The organism is Stenotrophomonas sp. 85239_Sma, assembly GCF_056481725.1.
Genome location: NZ_CM151163.1, coordinates 4,642,328 through 4,656,936 on the forward strand (window position 1 = coordinate 4,642,328; position 14,609 = coordinate 4,656,936).

A 14,609-nucleotide genomic window follows, 5' to 3' on the forward strand; every position below is an offset into this window, starting at 1 on the left:
GCGGCGTGAACTACAGGATGGTGCTCCAGACGCCTGGGGGTTCCTCGAGTAATTTCGAATCGTGCTGGTATTTGTGCCGATTCCGGCAGCGGGCTCGGCGTGCAAGCGCATTGGTGACGCATTTGACCCGCGCATGACCCCCGTCAGTGGTAATGCTGCGCTGCGTTCGGTCACACTCGGGAACTTGTCGTTCTCAGTCACCCCTTCCGAGGCCTGCATGTCCCTGTTCCGGCGCAAGTCCCTAGATTCCGTCACCGTCCACGAAGCCGGCAGGCGTCTGATCCCGACGCTCAGCTGGCCGCACCTGATCGCGCTGGGCATCGGTGCCATTGTCGGCACCGGCATCTACACGCTGATCGGCGTCGGAGCCAACCTGGCCGGACCGGCGGTGCTGATCTCCTTCGCCATCGCCGGAGCGGTCTGCGCCTGCGCGGCGCTGTCCTATGCCGAGCTGTCGACGATGATGCCGGCCGCCGGCAGTGCCTACACCTACAGCTACAGCGCGCTGGGCGAGGTGTTCGCCTGGGTGGTGGGCTGGAGCCTGATCCTGGAGTACTCGCTGGTGGTGAGTACGGTGGCGGTGGGCTGGTCCGGCTACTTCGTCGGCTTCCTCGAATGGGTCCACACCCAGTTCGGCTGGAACGTGCACCTGCCGGCCTGGCTGGCAGCGGGCCCGCACGTGGAAGGCGGCATGATCAACCTGCCGGCGATCGTCATCACCTGGCTGGTGGCCGGCATGCTGATGGCCGGCACCAAGGAAAGCGCCACCCTCAATGCCATCCTGGTGGTGTTCAAGCTGATCGCGCTGGCCATCTTCGTGGCCGTGGCCCTGCCCGCCTTCGACAGCGCCAACCTGCAGCCGTTCATGCCGTATGGCTTTGCCAAGTCGATGGGCCCTGATGGCGTCGAGCACGGCGTAATGGCGGCGGCGGCGATCATCTTCTTCGCCTTCTATGGCTTCGATGCGATCTCCACCGCGGCCGAAGAGACCAAGAACCCGGGCCGCGACCTGTCGATCGGCATCATCGGTTCGATGATCGGCTGCACCATCGTCTACGTGCTGGTCGCGCTCGCGGCCGTTGGTGCGATGAGCTACGCGGTGTTCGGCCACAGCGCCGAGCCGCTGGCGCTGATCATGCGCCAGCTCGGCCATCCGACCGCGGCGATGGTGATCGGCGTGATCGCGATCATCGCGCTGCCGACCGTGCTGCTGGCCTTCCTGTATGGCCAGAGCCGCATCTTCTTCGTGATGAGCCGCGACGGCCTGCTGCCGCGTGGCCTGTCCAAGGTCAACGCACGTACCGGCACGCCGGTGGCGACCACGCTGTTCACCGCCGTGGTGGTGTCGGCCCTGGCCGGCGTGGCACGCCTGGACGAGATCGCCGCACTGGCCAACGCGGGCACCCTGGCCGCGTTCACTGCAGTGGGTGTCTGCCTGGTGGTGCTGCGCCTGCGCGAGCCCAACCGCGAGCGTACCTTCCGCACGCCGCTGGCCTTCGTGGTTGGCCCGCTGGCCGCACTGGGCTGCATCTACCTGTTCCTGAGCCTGCCGCACACCACCCAGTTGTATTTCCTGGTGTGGAACGTAGTTGGCCTGGTGCTGTACTTCCTGTACAGCCGCCGCCACGCATTGATCGCGAAATAAGCGCTTCACCGGTAGTGCCGGCCGCTGGCCGGCACTACCGCAAGGCGTTTCACCCGCCCTGTTTTGCTGCGTAATCCTGCGCCTGGCGCATCACCCGCAGCAGGTTGCCGCCCCAGATGGCGGCAATCTGCTTCTCGGTATAGCCCTTGCGCAGCAGCCAGGCGGTAATCTTCGGCAGCTGGCTGACATCGGGCAGGTCAGTCAAGCCACCACCACCATCCCAGTCCAGGCCGATGCCCACGTGTTCGGGGCCGACCACCTTGAGGATGTGCTCGAAGTGGGCGAAGAAGTCGTCCAGGCTGGCATGCCGCACCGGATGCTCGTGGTCCAGCGCCTGCTCGGCCTTCAGCAGGGCAACGCCCTGTTCGATGCCCATGCCCTCCCAGCCACCCAGCTGCTTGCTCAGCGCTTCCTCCGCCTGTTTGCGCTCGGGCGTCTTCGCGGTGTCGATCAGGTAGCCGCCATAGGCGTTCACCTGGATCACGCCACCGGCCTTGGCCAGCGTGCGCAGGCGCGCATCGTCGAGATTGCGAGGGTGGTCGTAGACCGCTTTGGCCGAGCTGTGCGACAACACGAACGGCACCGGCATCATCGCCAGCAGATCGTCGAACACCGCGTCCGATGCATGCGACTGGTCGATCACGATGCCCAGCTTCACCGCCTGCCGCACCAGTTCCTTGCCCGCCGGGCTCAGCCCCTTCCACTCGGCGCCCTTGGGATCGGTGGCCGAATCGGCAAACTCGTTGTTGGCGAAGTGCACGGTGCTGAGCAGGCGCAGGCCGGCGCGGTGATAGAACGACAGCAGGCTGGGATCGGCTACCAGCGGGCTGGCGTTTTCCATGCTGATGTAGACCACGCGCTTGCCGGCAGCCTTGATCCGCGCCGCATCGTCGGCGGTCAGCGCCAGCGCGAAGCGCTCGGGATTGGCCGCCAGCATCTCGCGGATTTCCATCAATCGCTGCAGGCCGTGGTCACGCTCGGCCTGGTGGGCCGCTGCGCTGCGGTCGCCCTGGTCGGTGTAGATCGCCCAGAAGCCACCGTCCAGCGCGCCTTCGACCATGCGTGGGTAGTCCACCTGCGAAAGCGCATTGCGGTCGTGGCGCTGTTCGATGTCGAAACCGCTGCGACCGAAGTTGGCCGGTGTATCCAGATGGCTGTCGAGGGTGACCAGGCGCTGCTGCAGCGCCTTGGCACGGGCCAGCTCCTGCGCGCTGAACTCGATGGCGTGGGCGGACAGCGGCGCGCACAGCGCCAGGGCAAGCACGACGGACAGGCGACGCAACGAAGGCATGGGCTCTCACCGGCATTGGGAAGAGCCCGACCATAGCGCTGCGGCCACGCATTGGGTAGCGCCGGGCCGCGCCCGGCGAATCGCGAGGCTTCCACGCAGATCCGCCGGGCGTGAATCATGTTCACTGCCCGGTGCCCAGCTTCCCGCGCATTGCGATGCGCCCGTAAGAATGGCGCCCCATTGATCAGGTGGCGCGGCTCGGCTTTAGAGCTACAGGGTCAGTCGACCACGCGGCAGTACACGGCCTTCAGGTAACGCGATTCCTGCACGTGGGCCATGAACGGATGGTCCGGGCCGGCGCCGGCTACCTTCAGGATCTGGATCGTCCGGCCGGAGAAGTACGCCGCACGACGCAGCATGTCGAGGAACTGGTCCTCGGCCACCAGGCCGGTGCAGGAGAACGTGGCGAACAGGCCGCCCGGCTTCACCACGCCCAGCGCCAGCTTGTTCATGTCCAGGTACTTCTTCAGCGCAGTGATCACCTGGTCGCGGTCGCGGGTCATCTTCGCCGGGTCCAGGATCACCACGTCGTACTGCTCGCCACGGTTGGCCGCATCGCGCAGCCACGGGAAGATGTCGGACTGGACGAACTTCGGGCGCACGTTGTTCAGGCGCGAATTGCCCTTGGCAATCTGGATGACGTCTTCATCGATGTCGATGCCGACCACTTCCGAGGCGCCACGCGCCGCCGCATACACGGCGAAACCGCCGGTGTTGCAGCACAGGTCCAGCACGCTCTTGCCTTCCACCTGCTGGCTCAACCACTGGCGGTTCTCGCGCTGGTCGGCGAAGAAGCCGGTCTTGTGCGCACCGGCCGGGTCGGCACGGAACTTGATGCCGTACTCGGTGATCACCGACGCTTCAGTGGTGGTGTTGCCGTGGAAGTCGAAGCTTTCCTGCTTCTGCACGTGCTCGTCGGCGAAGCTGTGGAAGCGGCAGCCCGGGAACTGCTCGCGCAGGGCGTCGTAGATCCACTCGCGGTGGCGGAACATGCCGGCGGCGAAGAACTCGACCACCACCAGGTCGCCGTAGCGGTCGACCACCAGGCCGGACAGGCCATCGCCTTCGCTGTGCACCACGCGCCAGGCGTCGGACACCGCATCGAGCTTCAGCACCTCACGGCGCAGCGACACCGCCTGGGCGATCTTGCGCGAGAACCAGCCGGCGTCCACCGGCACGTTCTGGTCAGTCTCAAGGATGCGCACGGCAATGCGCGAATGCCCGTTATAGAACCCGCGGCCAATGAACTCGCCATCGATGCCGACCACGTCGACGATGGAACCGGGCTTGGGCCGGACGGTCGGCTTCTCGACCAGTTTCTGGAAGATCCACGGGTGGCTGGAGCGCCACGCATTCTTGAGGCGGACAATGGGAAGGGGGGTATTCATCCACCTATTGTAAACCGGGCGCCGGGATCAGATCCCCGCAGGGGCTCTGACCCCGGCCGGTATGCCAACCAAGGTTGGCATCTACCAGAGCGGCAGCGCGGGAGGGCGCGCGGAGCCCCGCAGGGGATCCGGCCCCGGCCACCTGCCATTTGACGGCAGCCCGGCCAGGCCGCAGAATCTGCGCCAGAAGGGGAGTAGCTCCCAGACGTTGTCGCCGTCATTTCGAGCCCGCAGGCTCCGGTGCAACGGCAGTTCCAGCCGACTGGAACTGCGAGCGAGACCTTCGCCGTACCGGCGAAGCTCTGTCCCTGGATCCCCTCCCGATCCTCCGTTGCAGATCCTCGCCGTCCGGCCTGGCATTCATCTTTCCAACGGACATTCCCAATGCAGACGATCGGTAACGTGTGGTTGTGGGGCGGCTTCGCAGCGGTGGTGGTCATCGCCCTGCTGGTCGACCTCGTGTTGATGCGCCATGGTGGGCCGCACAAGGTCACCTTCAAGGAGGCCCTGTGGTGGTCGATCGGCTGGGTCGCGCTGGCCCTGCTGTTCAACGCCGGCCTCTGGTACTACCTGAATGAGACTGCCGGCCAGGTCGTGGCCAACAAGGTCGGCCTCGAGTTCCTGACCGGCTACCTGGTCGAGAAGGCGCTGGCGGTCGACAATATCTTTGTCTTCCTGATGATCATGAGCTACTTCGCGGTGCCGGAAGAGCAGCGCCAGAAGGTGCTGATCATCGGCATCCTGGGCGCGATCGTGCTGCGTACGATCATGATCTTCGCCGGTAGCGTGCTGATCAGCCAGTTCCATTGGCTGCTCTACGTGTTCGGTGCCTTCCTGCTGTTCACCGGTTGGAAGATGTGGTTCGCCGCCGGGCAGGAACCGGACCTGGAGACCAACCCGGCCCTGCGCTGGATGCGCAAGCACCTGCGCCTGCTGCCGGACTATGCCGGCAACGCGCTGAGCGTGAAGCGCGATGGCGTGCGCTGGTTCACCCCGCTGTTCGCGGTGCTGATCCTGATCGCGGTCACCGACGTGATCTTCGCCGTGGACAGCATCCCGGCAATCTTCGCGATCACCACCGACCCGTTCATCGTGCTCACCTCCAACGTGTTCGCGGTGCTGGGCCTGCGTGCGATGTTCTTCCTGCTGGCCGGCATGGCCGACCGCTTCCACCTGCTGCCGTACGGCCTGGCGCTGGTGCTGGCCTTCATCGGCATCAAGATGATGATCATCGACCTGTTCAAGATCCCGACCCCGGTCTCGCTGGGCGTGGTCGCGGTGATCATCGCCGCCACCGTGGTGCTGAGCCTGAAGTACCCGCCGAAGGAAGGCGAAGGCCAGGCCTGAGCCTGACCGGCTGTATGGCGCGGCCGGTGGGATTGTCCCGCCGGCCGCACTGCACTCTCCCGCCGCGATGGCCTTGGTTTCGCGCCAGCCACCGCCATTGCTGAGGTATGGACAACAACGCGCCCCTGCCCGCCGGCGATGTGCCGGCCCCCCGCAATGACCGCTCGCGCATCCTGCGGGCGTTCAATGCCAGCCTGGCCGCCGTGCTGGTGCTGGTGGCCGTGTTCGCCCTGCAGGGCACGTTCGACTGGCGACCGTGGGCGGTCGCGCCGCTGGAAGCGAAGGGCCTGCTCGGCCTGGTCGGCGGCCCGATGCTGCATGCCTCGGTCGAGCACATCGCCGCCAACAGCATCGCCATCCTGATCCTTGGCACCCTCGCCGGCAGCGTGTATCCGAAAGCCACCGTGCGCGCCCTGCCCCTGCTGTGGCTGGGTTCAGGCCTCGGCGCGTGGATGCTGGGCAATCCGGGCAGCGTGCACCTGGGCGCCAGTGGCGTGACCCATGGCCTGATGTTCCTGCTGGCCAGCCTCGGCCTGCTGCGCCGCGACCGCGCGGCGATCGCCACCGGCCTGATCGGCATGCTGTTCTACGGCGGCATGCTGATGACCATCCTGCCGCACGCCGATGGCGTGTCCTGGCAGTCGCACATGGGCGGCGCCTTCGCCGGCATCATCGCCGCGCTGCTGTTCCGCAACGCCGATCCTCTGCCGCCGCGCCAGCGCTACAGCTGGGAAGACGAAGAAGACGAGGCCGAGCCGCTGGCCGACGACGAGCTGGAGCCGCCGTCACCGCAGCGCGTGCCGGTGCTGTGGCAGCCGCGCGAGGGCCAGGACTACGTAGTGATCCCGTTCCGCCGCCCGGACGAGCCGCGCGGCTGAGGCGTGGTAGATGCCGACCTTGGTCGGCGCTGTTCCCATGGGGCCAACCAAGGTTGGCCACTACCGCACGGCATTCGGCGACCGAACGAGGTCAGTTCGTCGCGTTCCCCGCCGTGCCCATCCCGTCCACCGCCTGCCGGCCGAGCGCAGGATCATCGGTGAAGAAGGCATCGATGCCCGTTGCAAGGTAGGCGCGTATCTCGGCAATCGAGCCTTCGGCATTGCGCGTGTTGTCAGCGCCATTGCGCAGGTTGCTGGGCTGGAAGTGGTTCTCCGGGCGGAAGGTGTACGGAATGACCATCAGGCCCGCCGCGTGCGCATCATGTACCAGCGAGGCCGGCGTGCCCAGCGCGCCCTTGGCATCCAGCGGAATGATCGAGCGCAGCTCGGGGCCGATGCCATCGGCGTAGCCGGCGATGTCCTTCAACCCGGCCGGGGTCATCATCTGCGCATAGGTCAGCGTGCCACCGGCCTTGGCGATGTCGGCCGGCTGTGTATCGCCCTTCCACAGCAGCTGCAGCAGGCGGATGTTGCTGCCCCGCCCAAGCTTGCCGCGCAGGTAGCGCAGGTTGGCGGTCTCGAACGACTGGATGGTGACCGGGCCGACGTTGGTATAGGCGTTGCCGCGCAGCGCGGCCAGCAGCTTGTCCTCCATCGGCAGGCCGATGGACTGGAAGTAGGTCGGGTGCTTGATTTCCGGCACCAGGCCGATGCCGCGGTTGGCGCGCCCGGCCTGCTGCACCAGGAAGACCAGGATCTCGTCCAGGCTGGCGATGCGGAACTGCCCGTCATAGGCGGTGCTGCGCAGCTCCGGCAGGCGCTCGCGCGCATACAGGGTCTTCAGCTCGGCCAGGGTGAAGTCTTCGGTGAACCAGCCATCGACCTTCTGTCCATCGATGACCTTGCTGGTGCGGCGGCTGGCGAACTCCGGATGCGAGGCAACGTCGGTGGTGCCGCCGATCTCGTTCTCGTGGCGGGCCACCATCACCCCGTCCTTGGTCATCACCAGGTCCGGCTCGATATAGTCGGCGCCATCGGCGATGGCCTGCGCATACGAGGCCAGGGTGTGCTCGGGCAGCAGTGCGCTTGCCCCGCGATGGCCGTAGACCGACACCTTGTGCGCGGCCGGGGTGGAGGATTCAGCACTCATGGCCACCGATGGTGCCACGGCCAGCGACAACAGCAACGCACAACCCCACGACTTCACTGCGACTTCCCCAAGCGGTATGTGATGGGCGTCAGTATGAGGCGGCAATGTGACAGGTGGGGGACCTGGGGTCGGATCCCCGCAGGGGCTCCGACCCCGGCCTACTTCCCGATGCAGAAGCTGGAGAAGATCCTTCCCAGCAAGTCATCGGCACTCATCTGTCCGGTGATCTCACCCAGCGCATCGTGCGCCAGCCGCAGTTCCTCGGCAGCCAGTTCCAGGTGTTCGTGTGCCAGTTCGGCATCGGCGCGTTGCGTGTGTTCCTGCGCCCGCTCGATTGCGTCCACATGCCGCGTGCGCGCGGAGAACTCGCCGTCCACCTGCTCCCCTGCCCCGGCCGATGCGATCGAACGCAGGCGCGCGTGCAGATCTTCGAGCCCGGCGCCGGTGGCGGCCGAAACGAACACGCGGTCCGGATCGTCCAGCGCCGGCAACGCCTCCAGCAGGTCCGACTTGTTGTGGATGTAGACCTTGTGCGGCACCGCCGCCACGGCATCGCCCAGTGCGGCTTCACCCGTAGCCGGATCGCGCGCATCCAGCACGATCAGCGCCAGGTCGGTACGCTCGATCTCCACATGGGCGCGGCGCATGCCTTCGCGTTCGATGGCGTCGCCGCCGTCGCGCAGGCCGGCGGTGTCGACCAGGGTCAGCTCCAGGCCATCCAGGCGGATGGTCTCGCGCAGCGTGTCGCGGGTGGTGCCGGCGATGTCGGTAACGATGGCGCGTTCGCTGCCGGCCAGTGCATTGAGCAATGAGCTCTTGCCGGCATTCGGCGGGCCGATCAGCACCGCGTGCAGGCCATCGCGCAGGCGACGGCCGCGTTCGGCGTCGCGGCGCAGCAGGCCCAAGTCGCTGCGCGCCTGTTCCAGGCCACGCCGCACCTGCGCGCCACCGAGGGTATCCAGCGGTTCGTCGGCGAAGTCGATGGCCGCTTCCACATGGATCCGCAGCAGCACCAGCTGCTCGACCACAGCGTCGATGCGGCGCGAGAACACGCCATCCAGCGAACGCCGTGCAGCGCGCGCGGCACGGTTGTCGCCCGCGGCGATCAGGTCGGCGATGGCCTCGGCCTGGGCCAGGTCCAGCTTGCCGTTGAGGAACGCGCGTTCGCTGAACTCCCCCGGCCGCGCCTGGCGCGCACCGAGCGCGATGCAGCGTGCCACCAGTTGCTGCAGCAGCACCGGGCTGCCGTGGCCCTGCAGTTCCACCACTTCCTCGCCGGTGAAGCTGTTCGGTGCCGGGAACCACAGCACGATGCCATCGTCGATGACCTCGCCATCGGCATCACGCAGCCGCGCATAGTGCGCATGGCGCGGCCGCAGCGCGGGCGCGCCCAGCGCATTGGCGATCGCCGCAGCACGCGGGCCGGACAGGCGCAGCAGACCAACACCCCCGGCGCCGGGGGCACTGGCGATGGCCACGATGGTGTCGGTGCGGATCGCATCGTTCATGGCTCAGAGTTTCTCCAGCTGCACGCGTGCCTGCGCGGCACCGCTGCCCTGCGGCTGCAGCGCCAGGTAGGTGGTATAGGCCTGCTTCGCCTTGGCCTTGTCGCCGGCGTTGAAGTAGGCATCGCCCAGGTTGAGATAGGCCACCGCACGCGACGGATCGATTTTCAACGTGTTCTCCAGCCAGCGCGCGGCTTCGGCATAGCGCTGCTGGCGGTAGTAGACGAAACCGAGGTTGTTCGCGGCCTGGGCGAAGTCCGGGCGCAGCTTCAACGCCTCGGTGAACTGCGCGGCCGCCTCGTCGTACTGCTTCTCGCGGTACAGCTGCAGGCCACGGTCGTTGGCCTGCTGCGCGCGCTGGCGGTCGGATGCCGGGCCGGCGGTGGGCACCACCAGCTTGGCCTTGCCACCCTGCAGGTCGGCCACGGTCACCGGTGCCTGGCTGCCCTTGGCCTCGCTGGCCGCATCCACCTTGTTGTTCAGCGCGATCGCATCGGCGGTCAGCTGGCGCGTATCGGCGTTGAGGAATTCCTGGCTGTCCGGCACCTGGAACACGAACTCGCCGCCCTGCGAACCCGGCAGGCTGCCGAAGGCCGGGGTCTGGTGCGAGACCGCCGACACCGCCGGCGCCACGTAGGCGGCCAGCTCGGTACCGGTGATCAGGCCGTCGCCGTTGAGGTCACCCTTGCCGGCCAGCGCCTGCAGCAGCACCCAGGTGAACACCGAGTGGCCGTTCGGGCCGGCATCAGCCACCTGCTGGTCGGCACCACCGGCGGTCAGCATCTGCCGCGCGCTGCGACGCGCGTTCTCGCGCAGGAACGAGGACGAAGACGGGCCACCACGGGTCAGGCCCAGTCCGCTGTAGCAGGCGTCCATCACGAACATCACGTGCTTGGCCTGCATGCTCTCGGCGATGTTCTGGATGTCGGTCATCGCGATCGCGTCGGTGGCGAATTCCTTCGGATCCGAATCGACGGGAATGATGTAGCCGAGGTCGCGCCCGGAGGCGAGCTGGCGGGTCGCGCCATGGCCGGCGAAGAACACGAACACGCGGTCGTTCTTGCCGGTACGGTCATCGGCCAGGCGGTCGTGGAAGGCGGCCAGGATGTTGTTGCGGGTGGCCTGCTCGTTCTTCAGCACGATCACCTGCGAGGACGGGAAGCCGAACTGCCCGGTCAGGGTATCGGCCACCGCCTGCGCGTCGTGGCTGGCGTACTCCAGCTTCGGCCACTTGGCGTAGTTGTCGATGCCGACCACGATCGCCCAGGACTTCTCGTAGCCGGTGGTAACGGTGGCGGCACCGGTATCGCCCTTGCGCGCACGGGCGACGGTGAAGTCGCGACCGTTCCAGCCGGCGAACTGGTAGCCATCAGCGATCAGGCGATCGAGGATCTGCGGCAGCGCCTTCACCGCACGGTCGTGGATGTCGTGGAACAGGATGATGCCGCGCTGTTCCTTGTTCACCTGGTCGAGCACGCGCTGCACGATCGATTCCGGCACCGGGTCGGCCCAGTCCATCGAGTCGATGTTCCACATGATCGACTTCAGTCCGGCTTCGTTGAGCAGCTGCAGGCCTTCGGCATTGCGCGCGCCATACGGGAAGCGGAACAGTGGCGCACGCTTGCTGTCGACGTCCTTCAGCAGCGTGTCGGTGTCCAGCACCTGCTGGCGCAGCGCGTCACCGGTGGTGCGCGACAACTGGGCATGGGTCAGGCTGTGGTTGCCCACCGCATAGCCCTCTTCCATCAGGTTGCGGCTGATCTTGGCCATCGGGCCAAGGTTGACCTTGCCATCGGCCTCGACCTTGCCCAGGTTGCGGCCCACTTCGAAGAACACGCCCGGCACGTCGTAGCGCTTGAGGATGGCCACCACTTCATCGGTGTAGGCCTTGTGCGGGCCATCGTCGAAGGTCAGCACCACGGTCTTGGCCGGCAGGTCGCGGCCGAAGATCTCGCGGTCGCTGTCCTTCATCGACATCGGGTACGGCTCGATCACGCCATAGTCGCGCAGGATCGCTTCGCGGCTGTAGTCCTTGTGCAGGTGGGCGATGTAGTCGTCCCACTTCTCGCGCTTCAGTTCGATGGCACGGGTGCGCTCGAAGCGGCTGAAGATGCGGGTCAGTTCCTGGTTGTAGTTGCGCTCGATCTCGTCGAGCGCCTCCAGGTCCTCACCGATGCGCTGGTGCAGCTTCACCGCCGGCAGCGATGAATCGGTGCCGACCCGCTCATGCAGATCACGCAGCACTTCGCGGAAGGCCAGGCGATCGGCATCGAACAGTTCCGGCGCGGACTCGATGTAGTCCAGCACGGTGCCGAGGGTGGCGAAGCGCTGCGGACTGGAACCGCGCAGCAGGGTGTCGAACTGTACGGCGATGGCTGTGCGCTGTTCCAGGCCATCATGGAACAGCTGCTGGCCCACACGCGTGGAGGTGCCGCGGTCGGCCGCAGACTGCTGTTCCTCGTCGGCCAGCAGCACGATGATCCGGCGGTAGCCGTCGAGCTGCTTCTGCAGCGCGGCCAGCATCGGTGCAGCGGCCGGATCGGCGGCCGCCGCAGCCTGCGCGCTCGGTTGGGTGACGGTGGTCGCCGGCGCCTTCGCATCCTTGTCGCCACACCCGGCAGCGACCAGGGTCAACAACAGCGAGGGCAGGAACAGGCGGAACGACAGCGCACGCGGCATGGCGGACTCGAAGATGGGAGGATCGGTGTGCCGGCGATTCTAACGCCGCATGCGAAAAGCCCGCCTTGCGGCGGGCTTTCGCTGAGGTCAGCCGGCCAGCGGCCGGCTCTGCCGATTACTTCTTTTTGACCGGGGCCGGAGCGCTGGTGGCCGGGACCGGTTCGCCACCGTGGCGCTTGGTCATCCACCACTGCTGCAGCAGGCCCAGGCCGCCGTTGACCACCCAGTACAGGACCAGGCCGGACGGCATGAAGGCCATCATGACGCCGAACACCAGCGGCATGAACTGCATCATCTTCTGCTGCATCGGGTCCATGCCCGGTGCCGGGGTCAGCTTCTGGGTGAACCACATCACCGCCACGTTGATCACCGGCAGGATGAAGTACGGGTCACGGGCGGTCAGGTCCTGGATCCAGCCGAACCAGGGCGCCTGGCGCAGTTCGACCGATTCCACGAGCACCCAGTACAGGGCGAAGAAGATCGGCATCTGGATGAGGATCGGCAGGCAGCCGCCCATCGGATTGATCTTTTCCTTCTTGTACAACTCCATCATCGCGGTCTGGAACTTCTGGCGGTCATCGCCATAGCGCTCCTTCAGCTGCGCGATGCGCGGCTGGAAGCGACGCATCTTGGCGCCGCTCTTGTACTGGGTCGCCGACAGCGGGTACAGCACCAGCTTCAGCAGCACCACCAGGCCGACGATCGCCCAGCCCCAGTTGCCGACCAGCTTGTGCACCTGGTTCAGCACCCAGAACAGGCCCTGGCCGATCACCGCCATCATCGAGAAGCGGCTGTAGTCGACCACGCGGTCCAGGCCCGGCACGTCTTCCTTGGCGATCAGGTTGACCAGCTTCGGGCCGACCCACAGGCGGGCCTCGGTGCTGGTGGACTGGCCCGGGGCCACGGTGAAGGCCGGGCCTCGCGCTTCGATCAGGTCACGACCGGCCACCTGCGACAGCACGTAGTGCGCGGTCTGGTCCTTCTGCGGAATCCAGGCGGTGAAGAAGTGGTGCTGCAGCATCGCCAGCCAGCCACCGGTGATGTTCTGGTTCAGCGTGCCATCTTCCAGGTAGTCCTTGAACGCACGACGCTGGTACTTCTTGTCGTTGTCGTACCAGGTGGCACCGTTGAAGCTGAACGAATCCGGGTTGGTCATGCTCCGCGACAGGATGGTCGGGGTGCGGTCCAGGGTGCGGTAGACGTAGCCGTTCCACGGCGCGGTGCCGGTGTTGCTGACTTCGTCCTTGAAGCGCACGGCGTACTCGTTGCGCGAGACGGTCAGGGTGCGCTTGATGGTCACGCCGTTGTCGGCGGTCCATACGAACGGGATCTGCAGTTCGTTCTGGCCCTTGGCCAGCACGAAGTCCCGGGTGTCACCGACCAGCTTGAAGCCGTCAGCGCCGGGCACCGGGGTGTTCTTGTCCTCACTGGCCCAGCCACTGATCGCGCTGTACGGATGCGCGGGGTCTTCGGTCAGCAGGCGGACCGGCGGGCTGCCTTCGTCCTTGGTCTGCGGGAACTGCAGCAGCTCGGCATCGAGCACGCGGCCGCCGTCCAGTACCAGGCGCAGCACGTCGGTGGTGACGGTCACGCGCTGGCTGGCCGGGGTGGCGCTGGCCTGGGCCTGCACCGTGGCCTGGCCCGGGGCACCCGGCACCTGGGCGCTGGGGATGCTGCCCGGGGTCGCACCCGGAACACTCTGTGCAGCAGCCGGGGCCGACGTGGTCGTCGGTGCCGGGGTCGGAGCAGCCTTTTCACGGCTCCACTCCATCCACAGCAGCACGGCCACCATCAGCCAGGCAAAAATGAGGAATACGCGGGTCTGGTTCATCAGCGGACAGGCTCGGCGGGGCCGGGACGCGATGCCGGCTCGGTCAAAGAAGGAGTTGCGATGCCATCAGGCGGCGGCATTGTGCCGTCCACGCCCGGCGCGGGCAATGCACGCAGGCGACGCAGCAGGCGCAGGAAGGCCTGGCGGATCTCGTCGTTGCTGGCGGAACGCGCAGCACTACGGGCCACGACGACGAAGTCGCCTGGCTGGATTTCGGTACGTGTCTGACGCAGGATGTCGCGCAGGACGCGCTTGATCCGGTTACGCCCAACGGCGTTCGGGTCAACCTTGCGGGAAACAGCCAGACCCAGCCTGGCCGGCCGGTCAGCCGGCAGCCAGTGCAGGGTCATCAGCGGATCGGACACACGGCGGGCGCCGTTGAAGACCGTTGAGTATTCGGCACGCGTGCGAACCCGCGCAGAGCGAGGAAATCGCTTGCGCGGGTCTGCAGTATTCACTGTCGAAGGGATTGCGTCTGCCGCGAGGTGCGGCATGGCAATCAGGCGCTCAGGACTTTGCGGCCCTTGGCGCGGCGACGCGACAGGATCTTGCGGCCGTCAGCGGTCTTCATACGGGCACGGAAGCCGTGGTCGCGCTTACGCTTGAGGTTGCTGGGCTGGTAGGTGCGCTTCGTGGCCATTGGGGGCCTCTCGTATGAATGGGACGGAAAGAACCGGAAATTCTAGAGAGGTACCCTACCCCGCGTCAACCCCTGGCAGCTACGCGAATTCACTGGGCTGTGCAATAGCTGTGGATGTTTTTGTGAATAAGTAGGGGACAAGCATTCCGAAGGCGGGCGCTCGGTGGTAGTCTGAGCCATCCATTTCCCCCCTTTCCGGCCTGTGTTTGGGCGCCTTGTCGCGTCCATGCCCCGGCCACCGGACGATTATTGCTG

General features: G+C 66.5%; 11 protein-coding genes. 3 read left to right on the top strand and 8 right to left on the bottom strand.

Annotation, left to right across the window (positions count from 1 at the left end; translation table 11 throughout):
- Positions 1–217: 217 nt before the first annotated feature.
- Entirely contained in the window at positions 218–1,645 is a 1,428-nt protein-coding gene (locus ACYKG1_RS21515) for an amino acid permease (RefSeq protein ID WP_100475118.1), read from the top strand.
- Between the two features lie 49 nt (positions 1,646–1,694).
- Here ACYKG1_RS21515 and ACYKG1_RS21520 read toward each other — a convergent pair whose 3' ends face one another.
- Both ACYKG1_RS21520 and ACYKG1_RS21525 read right to left on the bottom strand, forming a co-directional pair.
- Positions 1,695–2,936 carry a dipeptidase gene (locus ACYKG1_RS21520; protein ID WP_262084121.1) on the bottom strand — a complete coding sequence of 414 codons (1,242 nt, stop codon included), beginning with the start codon at positions 2,934–2,936 and terminating at the stop codon, positions 1,695–1,697.
- Positions 2,937–3,154: 218 nt separating this feature from the next.
- Positions 3,155–4,324 (bottom strand): class I SAM-dependent rRNA methyltransferase, encoded by a 1,170-nt coding sequence (locus ACYKG1_RS21525; RefSeq protein ID WP_478471386.1) that lies wholly within the window; start codon positions 4,322–4,324, stop codon positions 3,155–3,157.
- 384 nt (positions 4,325–4,708) lie between these two features.
- Between ACYKG1_RS21525 and ACYKG1_RS21530 the strand changes: the two genes are divergently transcribed.
- Positions 4,709–5,671 carry a TerC family protein gene (locus ACYKG1_RS21530; protein WP_005421228.1) on the top strand — a complete coding sequence of 321 codons (963 nt, stop codon included), beginning with the start codon at positions 4,709–4,711 and terminating at the stop codon, positions 5,669–5,671.
- Between the two features lie 107 nt (positions 5,672–5,778).
- Positions 5,779–6,549, top strand: a complete 771-nt coding sequence (locus tag ACYKG1_RS21535) for a rhomboid family intramembrane serine protease (RefSeq protein WP_100475115.1) — start codon at positions 5,779–5,781, stop codon at positions 6,547–6,549.
- A 91-nt stretch (positions 6,550–6,640) separates the two neighbouring features.
- Here ACYKG1_RS21535 and ACYKG1_RS21540 read toward each other — a convergent pair whose 3' ends face one another.
- From ACYKG1_RS21540 to rpmH, 6 genes are all read right to left on the bottom strand, one after another.
- Positions 6,641–7,756 carry a glycerophosphodiester phosphodiesterase gene (locus tag ACYKG1_RS21540; protein WP_478471388.1) on the bottom strand — a complete coding sequence of 372 codons (1,116 nt, stop codon included), beginning with the start codon at positions 7,754–7,756 and terminating at the stop codon, positions 6,641–6,643.
- 101 nt (positions 7,757–7,857) lie between these two features.
- Positions 7,858–9,207, bottom strand: a complete 1,350-nt coding sequence (gene mnmE / locus ACYKG1_RS21545) for a tRNA uridine-5-carboxymethylaminomethyl(34) synthesis GTPase MnmE (RefSeq protein WP_478471390.1) — start codon at positions 9,205–9,207, stop codon at positions 7,858–7,860.
- A gap of 3 nt (positions 9,208–9,210) precedes the next feature.
- Positions 9,211–11,883 (bottom strand): polysaccharide deacetylase family protein, encoded by a 2,673-nt coding sequence (locus ACYKG1_RS21550; RefSeq protein ID WP_478471392.1) that lies wholly within the window; start codon positions 11,881–11,883, stop codon positions 9,211–9,213.
- Positions 11,884–11,998: 115 nt separating this feature from the next.
- Positions 11,999–13,714 (bottom strand): membrane protein insertase YidC, encoded by a 1,716-nt coding sequence (yidC, locus tag ACYKG1_RS21555; RefSeq protein WP_478471394.1) that lies wholly within the window; start codon positions 13,712–13,714, stop codon positions 11,999–12,001.
- On the bottom strand, positions 13,714–14,208 hold the full coding sequence (rnpA, locus tag ACYKG1_RS21560) for a ribonuclease P protein component (protein ID WP_074725861.1): 495 nt from the start codon (positions 14,206–14,208) through the stop codon (positions 13,714–13,716). Before rnpA ends, yidC begins: the two co-directional genes overlap by 1 nt.
- A gap of 5 nt (positions 14,209–14,213) precedes the next feature.
- Entirely contained in the window at positions 14,214–14,354 is a 141-nt protein-coding gene (rpmH, locus tag ACYKG1_RS21565) for a 50S ribosomal protein L34 (protein ID WP_005411729.1), read from the bottom strand.
- Positions 14,355–14,609 lie beyond the last annotated feature (255 nt).

Bases quoted from the DNA above. Each gene is read 5' to 3' on its own strand.
- ACYKG1_RS21515 (WP_100475118.1), top strand. From the start codon at position 218: ATGTCCCTGTTCCGGCGCAAGTCCCTAGATTCCGTCACCGTCCACGAA.
- ACYKG1_RS21520 (WP_262084121.1), bottom strand. From the start codon at position 2,936: ATGCCTTCGTTGCGTCGCCTGTCCGTCGTGCTTGCCCTGGCGCTGTGC.
- ACYKG1_RS21525 (WP_478471386.1), bottom strand. From the start codon at position 4,324: ATGAATACCCCCCTTCCCATTGTCCGCCTCAAGAATGCGTGGCGCTCC.
- ACYKG1_RS21530 (WP_005421228.1), top strand. From the start codon at position 4,709: ATGCAGACGATCGGTAACGTGTGGTTGTGGGGCGGCTTCGCAGCGGTG.
- ACYKG1_RS21535 (WP_100475115.1), top strand. From the start codon at position 5,779: ATGGACAACAACGCGCCCCTGCCCGCCGGCGATGTGCCGGCCCCCCGC.
- mnmE (WP_478471390.1), bottom strand. From the start codon at position 9,207: ATGAACGATGCGATCCGCACCGACACCATCGTGGCCATCGCCAGTGCC.
- ACYKG1_RS21550 (WP_478471392.1), bottom strand. From the start codon at position 11,883: ATGCCGCGTGCGCTGTCGTTCCGCCTGTTCCTGCCCTCGCTGTTGTTG.
- yidC (WP_478471394.1), bottom strand. From the start codon at position 13,714: ATGAACCAGACCCGCGTATTCCTCATTTTTGCCTGGCTGATGGTGGCC.
- rnpA (WP_074725861.1), bottom strand. From the start codon at position 14,208: ATGCCGCACCTCGCGGCAGACGCAATCCCTTCGACAGTGAATACTGCA.
- rpmH (WP_005411729.1), bottom strand. From the start codon at position 14,354: ATGGCCACGAAGCGCACCTACCAGCCCAGCAACCTCAAGCGTAAGCGC.